The sequence below is a fragment of the Epilithonimonas sp. genome (genome assembly GCF_032055105.1).
In the GTDB taxonomy this organism is placed as follows: domain Bacteria; phylum Bacteroidota; class Bacteroidia; order Flavobacteriales; family Weeksellaceae; genus Epilithonimonas.
In genome coordinates this window covers 33,837-49,087 of the sequence record NZ_DAMBRK010000010.1, presented here as the reverse complement: position 1 = coordinate 49,087, position 15,251 = coordinate 33,837, and the positions used below count along the sequence as shown (strand labels likewise).

The window sequence follows — 15,251 nt, the reverse complement described above, 5'->3', positions numbered from 1 at the left end:
ATAATTTCTAAAATAATCCTAAAAAACCTTTTGAAGATTCTATTTTCAAAAGGTTATTTTTTTGCAAATCTTCCACAAAAAAATCTTCTTTTTCATACCGAATTTCTATCTTTTCGAAAGTTTTCTTTCTATAAGAATAGCCCTCCATAAATTCCTCATTACTATCCCACTGCTGTAGATCCATCTTTCTCATCCAACTTATAAAATGGGAATGAGATTCAGCACGCAGACTCTTATTCCGTTTTATCAAAGTATATTTCATGCTGTTAATTTTAAACAAATTTATTAATAATAATTTATTATCGTTATTAATAGCTAATTAATTTTAGTTTATTAATTAAAAATTAACATTTACATATTGTATTTTCAATAATTTTTGAAAGTCTAGAAAATTTAATTATATTTGTATAAGAATTTAATCATCACAAAATGAAACTCGAAGAAGCTAAAGAAAAATATATCCAGACTTGGGGAACATTGGCCACCAATTGGGGAATCAATAGGACGATGGCTCAGGTTCACGCTTTGCTTCTTGCGGAAGGCAAACCTTTATCAACGGATGAAGTGATGGAAGTTTTACAAATTTCAAGAGGAAATGCTAATATGAATCTTCGGAATCTGCTAGAGTGGGGAATCGTGAAAAAAGAACTTTTGAAAGGCGATAGAAAAGAATACTTTGTAGCGGAACGCGACATGTGGTTTCTTTTCAAACAACTGGTAAAAGAACGTAAAAAAAGAGAGATTGAACCTGTTCTAAATTCTATTGCTGAACTCAAAATTGTAGATGAAGATACAGAAGAGGCCAAACGATTTACAGACCTGATGAAAGAAATGGAAAGTGTAACAGGTAAAGTTTTCAATATAATGGATTTAGCTATAAAAAGTGATGACCATTGGCTGGTTGGTAAAATCACCAACTTACTGAAATAGAAAGGAAAACATTTTCCTTTTTTATTTAGAATTAATTTTCAATAATTACTGAAAATATAAAATTTACAAAATTATTAATATTATTTCCTTTACAATCTATTTTCTCATAACAGTTCCTGTGATTGTTTTGGTAGGCTGGAAGTGTTTCACAATCGGCAGAATTTATCTATTGGATTTGTTCAGCGATATCCAGATATGTGATTCTGTCAATAGAATTTTGTTGATTGGATATTATCTAATGAATATCGGATATGTAACTTTTTCTCTTTCGGAAGGTTTAAAAACAGTGACAGCCGAATTATTTGTTGTGTCAATGTTTACAAAAATTGCAACAACGCTTTTACTGATTGCAGTGATGCATTATATCAATATTTTTCTTCTGACTTATTTCCGTAAACAAATATTATTAACCTTTAAATCATAAGATTATGACTGCTACTTACAATCTTACCGCTTACGCAATCTATTTGCCAATAGTTTTAACATTAACAGTTATTGTTTCTGAGCTACTTTTCCGCAATGCAAAAGTATTTATGATGGATATTTTTCATCAAAAATCTGACATTGCCTTAGCAACCAATTCTTTATTCAAAATTGGATTTTATCTGTTGAATATTGGTTTTGCGCTTTTAATCATTGAATTCAGTCAACTCATAACCGGAGAATCTCTGGTTGTTGGTTTGAGTAAAAAGATAGGAGGATTTTCAATTTATCTTGGATTGATGCTTCTTTTCAATCTGTTACTTTTTATGAAAGGAAGAAAGAAATCTAACGAAAAGAACTTACTAATAATTTAACTGATGAAAAACCTAATATTTAAAATCATAATGTTCTTCCTTTTTAGAACAAACCGAAGAACAAAAGGCGATTTTCTTAATTTTTAAAAACAGAAGAAAAATGATGGCAAAAATTTATTTGGAAACATTCATTAATGCTGATATTCGGAAAGTTTTTGATTTATCACGAGATATTGATCTCCACCAAAAATCAACAGCTAAAACCAACGAAAAAGCAATTGCTGGAAAAACCTATGGATTGATTGAACTTGGCGAAACGGTAACTTGGAGAGCCAAACATTTGGGATTTTATCAAACGCTTACAACGAAAATTACTGAAATGGAAAGCCCAAAAATGTTTACAGATATAATGACTAAAGGCGCTTTCAAATCGATGAAACATCAACACATTTTCAAAGAAAAAGATGGAAAAACATTGATGATTGACATTTTTGAATTCGAATCACCTTTTGGAATTTTTGGAAAATTGTTTAATAAAATATTTCTGAAAAATTATCTCAAAAAATTTCTAATTGAGAGAAACAAAATGATAAAAAAAATTGCAGAATCATCTCTTAATAATCAAATCTAAATCCAATTAATTTTCATAAATTTTCAAAATAATTCCAACCTTTTTTAAACTATTGCATCTTTCCTTATAAAAGCCAATGTATGGAACACGACATATACATAAGATGCAGAAATAAAGACCGCAACGCACAGCGGAAACTTTACGAAGAATATGCAGGACGATTCTTCGCAACCTGCAAACGTTACCTTAAAAATGACGAAGATGCGGAAGAAGCTTTAGCCGACTCTTTCTACCTAATTTTCACAAAGCTTGAACAACTTAAAAATTTTCAGGTTTTCGATGCTTGGGCAAAGAAAATTGTAGTGAATCAATGTTTACAGAAACTTCGCAAGAAACAACCGTTCTCAATTTCAATTGAAGAGAATTTTGTGGATTTACCGGATTCTGAATCGGAAAATGTTTCGGAAGAAAAAGGAATTTTGTCTCTTCTTAACTTTCTTCCGGAGGGTTGTCGCACGATTTTCAATCTGTTTGCGATGGAAGGTTATCCGCACAAAGAAATTGCGCAAATGCTTTCTATCTCCGAAGGTACGTCTAAATCTCAGGTGAATTTTGCCCGCAAAAAATTGCAGGAGCTTGTGAAACTTCAAACAATTAATTCTTAAAGTTAAAAAAAATGGAAAATCAAGATATCGATAAAATGTTCAATGATGCTGGGAAATCAGCAGAAGAAAATTCTACATTTCCTGCTTTTGAAAAAGTGTGGGAAAAAGTTGAAGAGAAATTAGATAAAAAAGAAAATAAGAAAAGAATCATTCCACTTTGGTTGCCTTACGGAATGGTTGCTGGATTGGCTTTGACCTTTGGCGTTTTGTATTTTGTGAAAGATGATAAAGTACAGATTCAACCTCAGGTTGCTTCGAAAGATTTTGGAAAACCAATTAATCCAAATCAAATTGAAACGCCGAAAAAAGTTGAAGAAATCAATAAAACTTTTGAAGAGAATCTGAACAAAAACCCAATTAAACCTACTGAAAGAAAAGATATTATTGCTTATCAAGATGTTGAATATAAGAACGATGAGTTTGATGAAATTTTCTATAGAACAAGAGTTAACAATCAGTCAACAAACGACAATTATATTGAAAAAAATATTTCAGAAACGCCACCACCAGCAATATCCAAAAGTTTAGAAACCTCTACAGGAATCGTTGAAAATTATGTTTATGAATCTGAAAAAACAAAAGATTTAGAATCTGTTACTGTAACCGCAATGGGGATTAAAAGAGATTCGAAAAGTTTAGGATATGCAACCACAACTGTAAACTCTGCTTTAATGGGAAGAGTTGAAGGACTCAAAATTTCTCCAAGTATGGGAAATCCTAGAAGTTCTTCAACAATTATGATTAGAGGAATCTCTTCTTATAATAAAACAAAAGAACCATTGTATATCGTGGATGGGAAAGTAGAATCGTCAAAGATTTTGACTGCTCTTAATCCAAATTCTATTGAATCTATGCAGGTTCTAAAAAAAGAAGCGGCAACCAGTTTGTATGGAAGTAAAGCCTTGAATGGTGTTGTCTTAATCAAAACAAAAAAACTTTCCAAAAAAGAAAAAAGAAAATTAAACAAAGAATGGGAAATTAGATTAAAGCAAATTGAAGAGTCTGAAAAAGAATTACCCGAAGCTGGAAAATTAACCGCAGGCGAAGTGAATGATTTCTCCAAATGGGATTATTGGCAAGACTTTGCGGTTCCAATTCTTGATCAATATAAAAAAACTTGGAAATTTTTCCCAGACAAAAGAGTTTCTGTACAATTGACCAATTTTGACATTAATCCAGTCATTGGTAAAAAATTAAAATTAATTGACGATAAAAAACAAATCATCTGGGAAAGTGTAACAGATAATCGTGGAAATGCAGAATTGTGGATTTCTTCGTTAATAGACCAGAAAACAAATTCGCAACAATATTCGATTATTGATGATGAAGGAAATGTTTTGTCAAATAATGTTAAAGAGTTCCGAAATGGGCAGAATTTAATAAAAGTTAATGATGATTGCATCAAAAAAAGAGCATTAGATTTGGTTTTCGTTGTAGATGCAACAGGTTCTATGGGAGATGAAATCAATTATCTTAAATCAGAATTATTGGATGTTCTAAAAAAGGTAGAAACTAATTTAACCCAAACCAACATAAGATATGGTTCTGTTTTTTACAGAGATAATGGAGATGAATATATTACAAGAAAATTCGATTTTTCAAATGATGCAGAAAATCTTATCAATTTTATTAAAAAACAAAATGCTAGAGGAGGCGGAGACAGACCGGAAGCGGTTGTTGAAGCTTTGGAAACTTCGATTGATGAATTAGCTTGGAACAAAGAGAATTCTACAAAAATAATGTTCTTACTTTTGGACGCGCCACCACATTTATCTGAAGGAAATATTGAAATTTTAAATCAGAAAATTAAATTAGCTTCCAAAAAAGGAATCACAATCATTCCAATTGCTGCTAGTGATACGGATAAACAAACCGAATATCTGATGAGAACATTTGCTTTATTAACCAACGGAACTTATACTTTTCTGACGAATGATAGTGGAATAGGAAATGATCATATCAAACCAACTGCAAGCGAATATGAAGTAGAAAAACTAAATGATTTATTATTAAGGTTAATCCTCCAAAGATCAACGGTTCCAGATTGTAAAAATGGTATAACAAAAGAATATATCAATAAAAAATTGGAAGTGGAAAGCCTAGATGAAAAAGATTTCGCTACCAAGGTTTATCCTAATCCAACAAAAGGAATTTTCAAAATTGATTTAAAACGTGATGCGGAAGAGTTTATTTTGTATGATTACACGGGGAAAATTTTAATCAAGAAAAATAACTTGGTAAAAGGACTTCACAATTTTGATATTACACATTATCCTCAAAGTGTTTATCTCGTTAAATTGAAATATGGGACAGAATCAGAAACATTTAAAATCATTAAAAACTAAATATAAAGCAACTGATAAAGTTGCTTTTTGTCATATTATGCTTTCAATAATTTTCCGTAAATTCGCTAAAATTTTTTAATCACAATGAACTACGATATTATTGTTATTGGAAGTGGACCTGGCGGTTATGTAACTGCAATCAGAGCTGCTCAATTAGGTTTCAAAACAGCCATTATTGAAAAAGAAAATCTTGGTGGAATCTGTCTTAACTGGGGTTGTATCCCAACAAAAGCATTATTGAAATCTGCTCACGTTTTCAATTATTTGAAGCACGCTGAAGATTATGGTCTTAATAAAGTGGAAAATCCAGGATTTGATTTTACTAAAGTTATCCAGAGAAGTAGAGGTGTAGCTTCTAAAATGAGTGGCGGAATCTCTTTCTTGATGAAGAAAAATAAAATCGATGTCATTATGGGAACTGCAACAGTGAAAGCTGGTAAAAAAGTGACTGTAGTAGATGCTGAAGGAAAATCAACAGAATATTCTGGAAATAATATTATCATCGCAACTGGAGCTCGTTCTAGAGAATTGCCAAACTTGCCTCAAGATGGTAAAAAAGTAATTGGATACAGACAGGCATTATCTCTTCCTGAACAGCCAAAATCTATGATTGTTGTAGGTTCTGGAGCTATAGGAATTGAATTTGCTGATTTCTATAACTCAATGGGAACCAAGGTTACTGTTGTAGAATTCTTACCAAACATTGTTCCTTTGGAGGATGAAGAAGTTTCGAAACACGTTGAGAAATCTTTGAAAAAAGCTGGTATCGAAATAATGACAAACTCTTCTGTAGAATCTGTCGATACTTCTGGAGAAGGAGTAAAAGCGAAAGTAAAAACTGCAAAAGGAGAAATTACGCTTGAAGCTGATATTCTACTTTCTGCTGTTGGAATCGCTTCTAACGTTGAAGGAATCGGTCTTGAAGCTGTTGGAATCAAAACTGAAAAAGGAAAAGTTTTGGTTAACGAATGGTACCAGACTTCAGTTCCAGGATATTACGCAATTGGAGACATTATCCCAACTCAGGCTTTGGCTCACGTAGCTTCTGCTGAGGGAATCACTTGTGTTGAGAAAATCAAAGGTCTTCACGTAGAAGCTATCGATTATGGAAATATCCCAGGTTGTACTTATTGTCATCCAGAAATCGCTTCTGTTGGTTTGACTGAAAAGCAAGCTAAAGAAAAAGGATACGAAATCAAAGTTGGTAAATTCCCATTCTCTGCATCTGGAAAAGCTACAGCTAACGGTGATGTTGACGGATTCATCAAAGTGATTTTTGATGCTAAATATGGAGAATGGTTAGGTTGTCATATGGTTGGTGACGGTGTTACTGATATGATTGCTGAGGCTGTTGTTGCTAGAAAATTAGAAACTACAGGACACGAAGTTCTTAAATCTATTCACCCACACCCAACAATCTCAGAAGCGGTAATGGAAGCTGTTGCTGCTGCTTATGGAGAGGTGATTCATATTTAATGAGATTAACATAATATTCATAATATAAAACCACAGAAATTTCTGTGGTTTTTTTTAATTTTACTTAATGGAGAATTCGAAAATAGGATTGGTTTTATCAGGAGGAGGAACACGTGGATTAGCTCACGCAGGAGTTCTAACGTTTCTTAAAGAAAAAAATATCGAACCGGATATCCTTTCTTGTTGTAGTGCAGGTTCTATTGTTGGTTCTCTTTATGCTTTCGGAAAATCACCGGAAGAGATTTTGGATTTTTTTAAATCTATCTATTTTTTCAATTGGAAACATTTTACATTTAATCAACCGGGCTTGGTTTCATCTGCTATTTTCACAACTTATCTTAATCCTATTTTTCAAGATATGACTTTGGGAGACTTAAAAAAAGATGTCAGAATTGTCGCAACTGAGCTCATTACTGGGAATCAAAAAGTATTTGAAAAAAACTATAAAGTTACGGATGCGATTATAGCTTCGTCCTGTATCCCTGGAATCTCCACACCTTATTTTATTAATGATGAAATGTACAGCGATGGAGGAGTTCTGAACAACTTTCCAGCTGATATCATCCATAACGAATGTGAAAACATAATTGGCGTTTATGTAACACCTCCACAAGATGTAGAGATAAATGACCTGAAAAGTATCCGTTCTGTGACAACTCGAGCTTACGAATTGTTATCTCATAGAACAGAGATTTATAAATTCGCTTTTTGTGATTGGTTCATCACTTCAAAAAAGTTATCGAAATATGGTATTTTCGAAAGAAACCCTCAACGTTTAGATGAAATTTTTGAAATCGGCTACAATGAAGCTAAACGTTCTTTTATAGAAAATGAGGAAGAATTCACTTTAATGTTTTTAAGAAAGCAATAATTACTTACTGTTTTTTTCTTCTTAAAGGGTCTCGATATTTTGATTATAAAATAATAATAATAATTTTAATACGCTCTCACACGATAAGATTAAACAATCATACGTGAGAGTCTCTTATCTTCTCTCCACAAGTTTTACAATACCTTGCATCCTCGTCGTTGTCTTGATTTCCACATCTTCGACATTGGAAATTAGTCTTTTTCTGCTTTCTGAATTCAGAAGTCACAATACCTGTTGGAACCGCAATAATGCTATAACCGCAAAGCATAACGATCATTGATAATACTTTTCCAAAAGGTGTCCCGGGTGATATGTCTCCATAGCCAACTGTAGTTATAGTCACAACAGCCCAATAGACACTTTGCGGAATACTACTAAAACCATTTTTACCACCTTCAACAATATACATCAACGAGCCAATTATAACAATGAAAATAATTATAAACAAAAGAAAGATGTAAATTTTTCTTGAGCTATGCTTCAAAGCAGAAACAATAAATCTTCCGTCGTGCATATAGTCTGCAAGATTGAAGATTCTGAAAATCCTTAAGATTCTCAACATTCTTATGATTGCTACAAAATGCCAAATAGGGAAAAATAAACTGATGTAAAAAGGAACAATTGACAAAAAATCTATAATTCCCAATGGGCTAAAAACATATTCTTCCCTATCTTTTATACAGATGATTCGAAGAATATACTCAACAGTGAATATCAAAGTGATAAAAAATTCGGCATAATAAAACTCTTTGTAATACTGTAATCTGATAATAGGAATAGTTTCCACCATTAATAAAATTGTACTGAACAGAATCAAGATCAGCAAACAGATGTCAAAAAACTTACCCGCTTTTGTATCCGATAAATAAATGATTTCATATATTTTTTTTCTCCAACCATCTTCAGGAATGAGGTCAAATTCCGGTTTTATTTTCATAACTACTAAATAAATGATGAATGTAGTAAAAATATATTATCTATCAATTATTAAAAATTAGACAAAAGTCATTTTTTTTAAGACAAAAGTCGTATATTTGTAAAAGAAAAATTACAAATATGAAAAAATATAAAACTTCAGAGCCTTCTAAAAATATGGTTCAAGAGACTGCAATGACTTATGGTTACCAAAACTTTGATGATGTTGGTGTTTTTAACTTGATTGATATTGCTAAAAAAGGTATTTCGTTTAAACTCTTCGACAGTATTTCAAAAAAGTTTCCTTTTACGATGCAGGATTGGGCGGATTTTCTTCATATTTCTGGAAAGACATTATCCCGCTACCAAAAAGAAGACAAGTCGTTTGATGTATTGCAATCGGAAAAGATTTTACAAATAGAAATGCTTTACAAAAGAGGAGAAGAAGTTTTTGGTTCTTCTGAAAATTTCTTGATATGGTTGCAATCGGAGAGTGTTGCTCTGGGAAAAACAAAGCCACAGGATTTATTGGGGAGTGTTTTTGGAATTTCTCTTCTTATGGATGAGCTCACTCGTATAGAACACGGCGTTTTAGCATAATTCGGATGATTGTTTACAGACTTTCAAAAGAAATCTACGCTAATGATCTTTCTGGAAAAGGAGCAGAAATAGCAGGCGGAAGATGGAATAGCAAAGGACGGCACACTCTTTATACAGGGCAGTCGATTGCGTTATGCGTGACGGAAATCGCCGTTCATATTCCTTTAGGGATTTTACCTAAGGATTATCGTTTGGTTCATATAGAAATTCCAGATGTTGAATTCTTTGAGCCGAAAAGACTCCCAAAAGATTGGAACATTTTTCCACATCCGAACAGTACTCAGAAAATTGGAGACAAATTCCTTAAAGAGAATAAGTTTCTATTGATGAAAGTTCCTTCTGCGGCGGTGCAAGGGGAATTCAATTATATTATTAATCCAAGACATATTAATTTTTCTGAAGTCAGAATCAAGAAAATAGAAAAGTTTACTTTTGATGACAGATTGTTCATCAGATAAAAATCAAGTTAAATGAAAATCAAAGAATTTATAAATGAATTTGAAAAGATAATTCCGGCAAGACAAGCGGAAGATTTTGATAATGTTGGTTTGCTTTGCGGAAATCCTGATAGAGAAATTTCTGGAATTCTAATTGCTCACGATGCTTTGGAGTCTATTGTTGATGAAGCTATTGAAAAGGATTTAAACTTTATATTTTGTTTTCATCCTATTATTTTTTCGGGATTAAAATCAATTACAGGAAAGAATTATGTTGAAAGAGCAGTTCTGAAAGCTTTAGAAAATAAAATTGCGATTTATGCAATTCATACAGCATTTGATAATGATTATTTTGGGGTTAATTATAAAATCTGTGAAGTTCTCGGTTTGAAGAATCAGCAAATATTAATGCCAAAACAAAATCAATTAAAAAAAATGGAAGTTTATGTTCCTGTTGATTCTGCTGAAAATTTGAAAAATGCTTTGTTCGAAGCTGGAGCTGGAAATATTGGTTTTTATGATGAATGTAGTTTTTCAATCAACGGAAACGGAACTTTTCGACCTTTAGAAGGCTCAAATCCCGTAACCGGAACTCAAAATAAAAGAGAAAACGCCAATGAAGTCTTACTTTCTGTGATTTTCGAAGATTATAAAAAACATCAGATTCTCTTTGCGATGAAACAAAATCATCCTTACGAAGAAGTGGCTTATCAATTAATTTCTCTCGAAAACGAAAATCAATATACAGGTTTGGGAAGATTTGGAGATTTGGAAACGGAAATGGATGAAACTGATTTTCTAAAATTCGTTAAAGAAAAATTTAATCTTAATATTATCAGACACAATTCTTTAACTCAGAAAAAAATCAAAAGAGTAGGTGTTTTAGGAGGAAGTGGAGCAAGCGGAATCAAGTCTGCAATTTCCGTAAAATGTGATGCTTATTTGACCGGCGATGTAAAATATCACGATTTCTTTTCAGCGGAAGATAAAATGTTGATTTGCGATATTGGACATTTTGAATCAGAACAATTTGTAACTCAACAATTATTTGAAATTTTGTCCGAAAAATTCACTACATTTGCAATCGCTAAAACGACAATAAAAACAAATCCTGTTAATTATTTTATATAGATATGGCTAAAGTAAACGAAATTTCTGTTGAAGAAAAATTAAGAGCTCTTTACGATTTGCAAATCATCGATTCCCGTTTGGATGAGATTCGCAATACAAGAGGCGAGTTGCCGATTGAAGTAGAAGATCTTGAGATAGAAATTGAAGGTCTTGAAAAAAGAGCCCAAAAATTCGAAACTGAAATTGCTGAGCAAAATGCTGAAATCAACAGCAAAAAAGACTTGATTAAACAAGCTCAATCTCTTATTGATAAATATAAAACACAGCAAGATAACGTTAGAAATAACAAAGAATTCGAAGCTTTATCAAAAGAGGTAGAATATCAGGAATTGGAAATTCAGTTAGCTGAAAAAAGAATCAGAGAATTCGGTGGAAAAATCGACCACAAAAAAGAAACTTTGTCTGATTTGAATGCTAAAATCGAGGAGTTGAAAAACCACTTGAACCACAAGAAAAACGAATTGGATAATTTGATTTCTGAAACTCAGAAAGAAGAAGATTATCTATTGGAAAAATCTAAGGAATTTGCAGAAAAAATCGATGATAGATTGTTAGCTTCTTACCAAAGAATCCGTCAAGGTTCATCAACAGGTCTTGCAGTTGTAGGATTGGAAAGAGGTGCACCAAAAGGTTCTTTCTTCACGATTCCACCACAAAAGCAAATGGAAATTGCTCAGAGAAAGAAAATCATTATCGATGAGCATTCTGGAAAAATCTTGGTAGATGACGAGTTGGTAAACGAAGAAACTGCTAAAATGGAAGATATTATCAAGTTCTAATCAGAATTTGATTTTGATAAATAACAAAAGAGACCTGAAAATCAGGTCTCTTTTCAGTTTGAGAAAATAATATAATTACCGGATATTAATAGAACCGGAGCTGCTTTCGTTTTTGGTTATCTTGTTAAGGTCACCTCTTTTCACAACATTGATATCTCCGCTGGAAGATGCGCTTGCCGTCAAACTATTACGAACACCAATTGTAATGTTAGCCGAAGAAGAAGTTGTAAGAACAGCGCTATCTGCGGTTAGATTTTCAGCCTTGATATCTCCTGATGAAGAAGCTTGTGCGCTCACATTATCAGCTTTTCCTTTGATGTTGATTCCGCCTGACGAAGAAGTTTGAAGATTAAGACTTCTCGCCAAGATTTCTCCGTTGAAATCTCCACTGCTGGAAGCTTGGATATTCACTTTATCACCATTAATGTTTCCTTTGATATTTCCAGAACTTGAAACTTTTACATCAAGGTCCGAGAATTTGAAATCATCTTTCAAAACAATGCTTCCACTTGAGTTGGCAACTAATCCTTCAAAATCTTTTGCATAAACTTTAATTTTGATTCTGTCGGTTGATATATTCAGTTTATCTTCAGATTGGATTTTTACCTGAACTTTTCTTCCTTCTTGCTTTACAACTACATATTGCATTAGGTCAGAAGGTGCGTAAACAACAATTTTTTCTTCACTGGATTTATAAACTTCTGCGCTCAGAGAAGTCGAAATCTGCAATTCGTCAAAGTCAACCGAATAAGATTTCTCAATCACTTCACCTTTTCCGGAATCTGATAATAGGTGAGAAAACATCACATCATTGGAACCGTTTTTGGTTTGTATGCAAGAAAAATTGGTAACCGATGCCAAAAGAACTAGGGATAAAAGTTTTATTTTCATAAGAATAATTTTTATAGTTTTTGTTTTATATAAGTAAGACAATTGGAAGCTTTGTTTCATTACATTCAAAAATTATTTTTTCTCATTCTAAATAATTTTCTAAATTTACATCATAAAAATAAATACTAATTTATGAAATCGTTTAGATTCCATATGCCATTGAAAATTAATAAATAACTTCATATGAAAAATATATTATTCGCATTCGTTTTGATTGGTCTTTCTGTTTCTGCATTTGCACAATCCGGTCCTCCGGCTGGTGATGCAAAAGTGGGAGAGTTCTACGGTCAGGATGTTTCTGCAAAAGCCGTTAAAAAAGCCATTTCTACGGATGAACTTAATAAAGAATTAAAAGCAACTCCAAAAATCGCTAAAACTTCCGTAAAAGGAAAAGTGACCGGAGTTTGTCCTAAAAAAGGATGTTGGGTAAGTCTGGCAACAGATTCCGGAGAAACTTTTTTCGTTAAAATGAAAGATTACGCATTTTTCGTTCCGACGGCTTTGGAAGGCAAAACGGTTGTTTTGGAAGGTAACGCGGAAAGCAAAACCACTTCTGTAAAAGAATTGCAACATTACGCAGAAGATGCTAAAAAACCTCAGGCAGAAATCGATGCGATTACAGAGCCAAAAACTGAAACTAGATTTTTGGCAAGCGCAATCAAGGTTGTAGAATAGATAAAAAAGCTCCCTTTAGGGTTGGGGCAACATATAATTTATAAGCTTCAGATTTTTCTGAGGCTTTTTTATTTGGGCGTAACCCTTTATTTTGTTTGCCTTTCACGTTTGGTCTGCAAAAGAAATTTTCTGCAAGGCAAACAAAACAAGCGGGTCGGGCTATCCACTCATATCTTTTGTTTTTTTTCATAAACATTTGTCTTTCTGATAGAACCTAAATCCCAGAAAAAAACAAAAGGATAACCATTACTATCCCTTACGCGCTGGCGCAAAAATCAACGTCTGACATCCATCATTCCGCTTCACAATTCCAATTAATGTGCGTATATTTGGGAAAAATTTTTCAAAAAATGGCAGACTGGAAAATCGTCAAAGAATACGAAGATATTACCTATAAAAAATCAAATGGCGTAGCAAGAATCGCTATCAACAGACCAGAAGTCAGAAACGCTTTCCGACCAAAAACAACCTCAGAATTATATGATGCTTTTTATGATGCTTACGAAGATTCGTCAATCGGAGTGGTGTTATTGACAGGAGAAGGTCCAAGTCCAAAAGACGGCGGTCACGCATTCTGTAGTGGTGGCGACCAAAAAGCACGTGGACATCAAGGTTACGTTGGCGAAGACGGAAGACATCGTTTGAATATCTTGGAAGTACAACGTTTGATTCGTTTTATGCCAAAAGCTGTGATTGCTGTAGTTAACGGCTGGGCAGTTGGCGGTGGACATTCGCTTCACGTAGTTTGCGATTTGACTTTAGCGAGTGAAGAACACGCGATTTTCAAACAAACTGATGCTGATGTTACAAGTTTCGACGGAGGTTATGGTTCTGCTTATTTGGCGAAAATGGTTGGTCAGAAAAAAGCGAGAGAAATTTTCTTTTTAGGGAGAAATTATTCAGCGAAAGAAGCAGAAGCAATGGGAATGGTAAACGCGGTAATTCCTCACGCTGAATTAGAAGACACAGCTTACGAATGGGCTCAGGAAATCCTTGCTAAATCTCCAACTTCTATCAGAATGCTAAAATTCGCTATGAATTTAACAGACGATGGAATGGTTGGTCAACAGATTTTTGCAGGTGAAGCAACACGTTTGGCTTATATGACAGAAGAAGCAAAAGAAGGTAGAAATGCTTTCTTAGAAAAACGTAAGCCTAACTTTGGTGATGACCAGTGGATTTCTTGATATTTTACATTGTCAAAAGTACAAAGTAAAAGGTATTTATAAACTTCAAACAAAAAAAACATTGTACAATGTACATTGTACATTTTGCTTTTTACAAAAAAATAAATGAAACATTGGATACAAGCTGCAAGGCTTAGAACGTTACCACTTTCACTCAGTGGGATTATTATGGGAGCTTTCATTGCAAAATGGAGACTTTCTCAAGAAGGTGGAAATTGGGATTGGAGAATTTTCGTTTTGGCGCTTCTCGTAACATTATTATATCAAGTCCTTTCCAACTTTGCCAATGATTATGGCGATGGTGTAAAAGGAACAGACAAAAATAGAATTGGTGAAGCAGAAAGTAGAGCCGTAGCTTCAGGAAAAATTACGGCGACTCAAATGAGAAATGCAGTTATATTGCTTTCGGTTTTATCTTTTGTAGCAACTGTTACTTTATTGTACGTTGCTTTTTATCCTACAAATATTAGAGAATTCTGGATTTTTATCGGATTAGGAATTGCTTGTATTTTGGCGGCAATTGGATATACAGTTGGGAAAAAACCATACGGATATATGGGATTGGGCGATATTTTTGTCTTTATCTTTTTCGGATTGGTTTCGGTTTGTGGAAGTTATTTTCTGTTTACCAAATCATTTGATTATGATATTTTAATTCCAGCTTCAGCAATTGGAATGTTGAGTATGGCAGTTCTTAATCTGAACAATATGAGAGACATCGTAAATGATGAATTGTCTGGCAAAAAAACTTTAGCACTGAGATTAGGATTTAAAAAGGCGATGATTTATGAGATTGTTTTACTACAACTTCCAATCTTGCTGATGTTAGCTTTTTTAATGTACAATGGATTTCAGGAAAAAGGTCTTTATTATCCATTTATCGTAATGATTCTGATATTTCCTTTTATGAAATTACGAAGAACAATTATGAAAATTCAAGAGCCAAAATTGCTTGATCCATTTCTAAAACAAGTTGGAATCTTGACCTTTATGATGGCTGTTTTAACGGCTGTCGGACTTAATTTTGTTAATCTATAAATC

General features: G+C 33.1%; 18 protein-coding genes. 14 read left to right on the top strand and 4 right to left on the bottom strand.

Annotated features, from left to right (window positions below; genetic code table 11):
* Window positions 1-7 precede the first annotated feature (7 nt).
* Window positions 8-262, bottom strand: a complete 255-nt coding sequence (locus tag RTY06_RS10060) for a hypothetical protein (protein WP_312824634.1) — start codon at window positions 260-262, stop codon at window positions 8-10.
* 167 nt (window positions 263-429) lie between these two features.
* On the opposite strand from RTY06_RS10060, the gene RTY06_RS10055 reads away from it, so the two are divergent.
* The 7 genes from RTY06_RS10055 to RTY06_RS10025 all read left to right on the top strand — a co-directional run bounded on the left by RTY06_RS10055 (window position 430) and on the right by RTY06_RS10025 (window position 7,595).
* Window positions 430-930 (top strand): transcriptional regulator, encoded by a 501-nt coding sequence (locus RTY06_RS10055; RefSeq protein WP_312824633.1) that lies wholly within the window; start codon window positions 430-432, stop codon window positions 928-930.
* Window positions 931-1,358: 428 nt separating this feature from the next.
* Window positions 1,359-1,727, top strand: a complete 369-nt coding sequence (locus RTY06_RS10050; protein ID WP_312824631.1) for a hypothetical protein — start codon at window positions 1,359-1,361, stop codon at window positions 1,725-1,727.
* Between the two features lie 103 nt (window positions 1,728-1,830).
* A complete protein-coding gene (locus RTY06_RS10045; protein WP_312824741.1) occupies window positions 1,831-2,298 on the top strand; it encodes an SRPBCC family protein in 468 nt (155 codons plus the stop codon).
* Window positions 2,299-2,378: 80 nt separating this feature from the next.
* A complete protein-coding gene (locus RTY06_RS10040) occupies window positions 2,379-2,903 on the top strand; it encodes a sigma-70 family RNA polymerase sigma factor (protein ID WP_312824630.1) in 525 nt (174 codons plus the stop codon).
* Window positions 2,904-2,914: 11 nt separating this feature from the next.
* Window positions 2,915-5,248, top strand: coding sequence for a VWA domain-containing protein (locus RTY06_RS10035; RefSeq protein ID WP_312824629.1), 2,334 nt, complete (start codon window positions 2,915-2,917; stop codon window positions 5,246-5,248).
* Between the two features lie 84 nt (window positions 5,249-5,332).
* Window positions 5,333-6,724 (top strand): dihydrolipoyl dehydrogenase, encoded by a 1,392-nt coding sequence (gene lpdA, locus RTY06_RS10030; protein WP_312824628.1) that lies wholly within the window; start codon window positions 5,333-5,335, stop codon window positions 6,722-6,724.
* Window positions 6,725-6,791: 67 nt separating this feature from the next.
* Complete coding sequence (locus tag RTY06_RS10025) at window positions 6,792-7,595, top strand: patatin-like phospholipase family protein (RefSeq protein WP_312824627.1); 804 nt, start codon at window positions 6,792-6,794, stop codon at window positions 7,593-7,595.
* A gap of 97 nt (window positions 7,596-7,692) precedes the next feature.
* Here RTY06_RS10025 and RTY06_RS10020 read toward each other — a convergent pair whose 3' ends face one another.
* On the bottom strand, window positions 7,693-8,532 hold the full coding sequence (locus RTY06_RS10020) for an ion transporter (protein WP_312824626.1): 840 nt from the start codon (window positions 8,530-8,532) through the stop codon (window positions 7,693-7,695).
* Window positions 8,533-8,651: 119 nt separating this feature from the next.
* Between RTY06_RS10020 and RTY06_RS10015 the strand changes: the two genes are divergently transcribed.
* Genes RTY06_RS10015 through RTY06_RS10000 form a run of 4 tightly spaced genes read left to right on the top strand, consistent with a single transcriptional unit; the run spans window position 8,652 to window position 11,457 of the window.
* Entirely contained in the window at window positions 8,652-9,110 is a 459-nt protein-coding gene (locus RTY06_RS10015) for an antitoxin Xre-like helix-turn-helix domain-containing protein (RefSeq protein WP_312824624.1), read from the top strand.
* 5 nt (window positions 9,111-9,115) lie between these two features.
* Window positions 9,116-9,568 carry an RES family NAD+ phosphorylase gene (locus RTY06_RS10010; protein WP_312824622.1) on the top strand — a complete coding sequence of 151 codons (453 nt, stop codon included), beginning with the start codon at window positions 9,116-9,118 and terminating at the stop codon, window positions 9,566-9,568.
* 12 nt (window positions 9,569-9,580) lie between these two features.
* Window positions 9,581-10,678 (top strand): Nif3-like dinuclear metal center hexameric protein, encoded by a 1,098-nt coding sequence (locus RTY06_RS10005; protein ID WP_312824620.1) that lies wholly within the window; start codon window positions 9,581-9,583, stop codon window positions 10,676-10,678.
* A gap of 2 nt (window positions 10,679-10,680) precedes the next feature.
* Window positions 10,681-11,457, top strand: coding sequence for a zinc ribbon domain-containing protein (locus RTY06_RS10000; protein WP_116033534.1), 777 nt, complete (start codon window positions 10,681-10,683; stop codon window positions 11,455-11,457).
* Between the two features lie 75 nt (window positions 11,458-11,532).
* Here RTY06_RS10000 and RTY06_RS09995 read toward each other — a convergent pair whose 3' ends face one another.
* A complete protein-coding gene (locus tag RTY06_RS09995; protein WP_312824618.1) occupies window positions 11,533-12,348 on the bottom strand; it encodes a head GIN domain-containing protein in 816 nt (271 codons plus the stop codon).
* A gap of 183 nt (window positions 12,349-12,531) precedes the next feature.
* On the opposite strand from RTY06_RS09995, the gene RTY06_RS09990 reads away from it, so the two are divergent.
* Window positions 12,532-13,023, top strand: coding sequence for a DUF4920 domain-containing protein (locus tag RTY06_RS09990; RefSeq protein WP_312824615.1), 492 nt, complete (start codon window positions 12,532-12,534; stop codon window positions 13,021-13,023).
* Here RTY06_RS09990 and RTY06_RS09985 read toward each other — a convergent pair.
* Window positions 13,007-13,213, bottom strand: coding sequence for a hypothetical protein (locus RTY06_RS09985; protein WP_312824613.1), 207 nt, complete (start codon window positions 13,211-13,213; stop codon window positions 13,007-13,009). The two genes, RTY06_RS09990 and RTY06_RS09985, sit on opposite strands and share 17 nt — an antisense overlap.
* 160 nt (window positions 13,214-13,373) lie before the next feature.
* Here RTY06_RS09985 and RTY06_RS09980 point away from each other — a divergent pair, with 160 nt between their 5' ends.
* Both RTY06_RS09980 and menA read left to right on the top strand, forming a co-directional pair.
* The gene (locus RTY06_RS09980; protein ID WP_312824612.1) at window positions 13,374-14,210 is read left to right on the top strand and encodes a 1,4-dihydroxy-2-naphthoyl-CoA synthase; all 837 of its coding nucleotides are present in this window, start codon (window positions 13,374-13,376) and stop codon (window positions 14,208-14,210) included.
* Between the two features lie 105 nt (window positions 14,211-14,315).
* The gene (gene menA / locus RTY06_RS09975) at window positions 14,316-15,248 is read left to right on the top strand and encodes a 1,4-dihydroxy-2-naphthoate octaprenyltransferase (protein ID WP_312824611.1); all 933 of its coding nucleotides are present in this window, start codon (window positions 14,316-14,318) and stop codon (window positions 15,246-15,248) included.
* Window positions 15,249-15,251 lie beyond the last annotated feature (3 nt).

Excerpts from the sequence above, each read along its gene's own strand:
- RTY06_RS10035 (WP_312824629.1), top strand. The coding sequence starts at position 2,915 with ATGGAAAATCAAGATATCGATAAAATGTTCAATGATGCTGGGAAATCA.
- RTY06_RS09995 (WP_312824618.1), bottom strand. The coding sequence starts at position 12,348 with ATGAAAATAAAACTTTTATCCCTAGTTCTTTTGGCATCGGTTACCAAT.
- RTY06_RS10050 (WP_312824631.1), top strand. The coding sequence starts at position 1,359 with ATGACTGCTACTTACAATCTTACCGCTTACGCAATCTATTTGCCAATA.
- menA (WP_312824611.1), top strand. The coding sequence starts at position 14,316 with ATGAAACATTGGATACAAGCTGCAAGGCTTAGAACGTTACCACTTTCA.
- RTY06_RS09990 (WP_312824615.1), top strand. The coding sequence starts at position 12,532 with ATGAAAAATATATTATTCGCATTCGTTTTGATTGGTCTTTCTGTTTCT.
- RTY06_RS10000 (WP_116033534.1), top strand. The coding sequence starts at position 10,681 with ATGGCTAAAGTAAACGAAATTTCTGTTGAAGAAAAATTAAGAGCTCTT.
- RTY06_RS09980 (WP_312824612.1), top strand. The coding sequence starts at position 13,374 with ATGGCAGACTGGAAAATCGTCAAAGAATACGAAGATATTACCTATAAA.
- RTY06_RS10005 (WP_312824620.1), top strand. The coding sequence starts at position 9,581 with ATGAAAATCAAAGAATTTATAAATGAATTTGAAAAGATAATTCCGGCA.
- RTY06_RS10060 (WP_312824634.1), bottom strand. The coding sequence starts at position 262 with ATGAAATATACTTTGATAAAACGGAATAAGAGTCTGCGTGCTGAATCT.
- RTY06_RS10025 (WP_312824627.1), top strand. The coding sequence starts at position 6,792 with ATGGAGAATTCGAAAATAGGATTGGTTTTATCAGGAGGAGGAACACGT.
- RTY06_RS10015 (WP_312824624.1), top strand. The coding sequence starts at position 8,652 with ATGAAAAAATATAAAACTTCAGAGCCTTCTAAAAATATGGTTCAAGAG.
- RTY06_RS09985 (WP_312824613.1), bottom strand. The coding sequence starts at position 13,213 with ATGAAAAAAAACAAAAGATATGAGTGGATAGCCCGACCCGCTTGTTTT.
- RTY06_RS10020 (WP_312824626.1), bottom strand. The coding sequence starts at position 8,532 with ATGAAAATAAAACCGGAATTTGACCTCATTCCTGAAGATGGTTGGAGA.
- lpdA (WP_312824628.1), top strand. The coding sequence starts at position 5,333 with ATGAACTACGATATTATTGTTATTGGAAGTGGACCTGGCGGTTATGTA.
- RTY06_RS10010 (WP_312824622.1), top strand. The coding sequence starts at position 9,116 with ATGATTGTTTACAGACTTTCAAAAGAAATCTACGCTAATGATCTTTCT.
- RTY06_RS10055 (WP_312824633.1), top strand. The coding sequence starts at position 430 with ATGAAACTCGAAGAAGCTAAAGAAAAATATATCCAGACTTGGGGAACA.
- RTY06_RS10040 (WP_312824630.1), top strand. The coding sequence starts at position 2,379 with ATGGAACACGACATATACATAAGATGCAGAAATAAAGACCGCAACGCA.
- RTY06_RS10045 (WP_312824741.1), top strand. The coding sequence starts at position 1,831 with ATGGCAAAAATTTATTTGGAAACATTCATTAATGCTGATATTCGGAAA.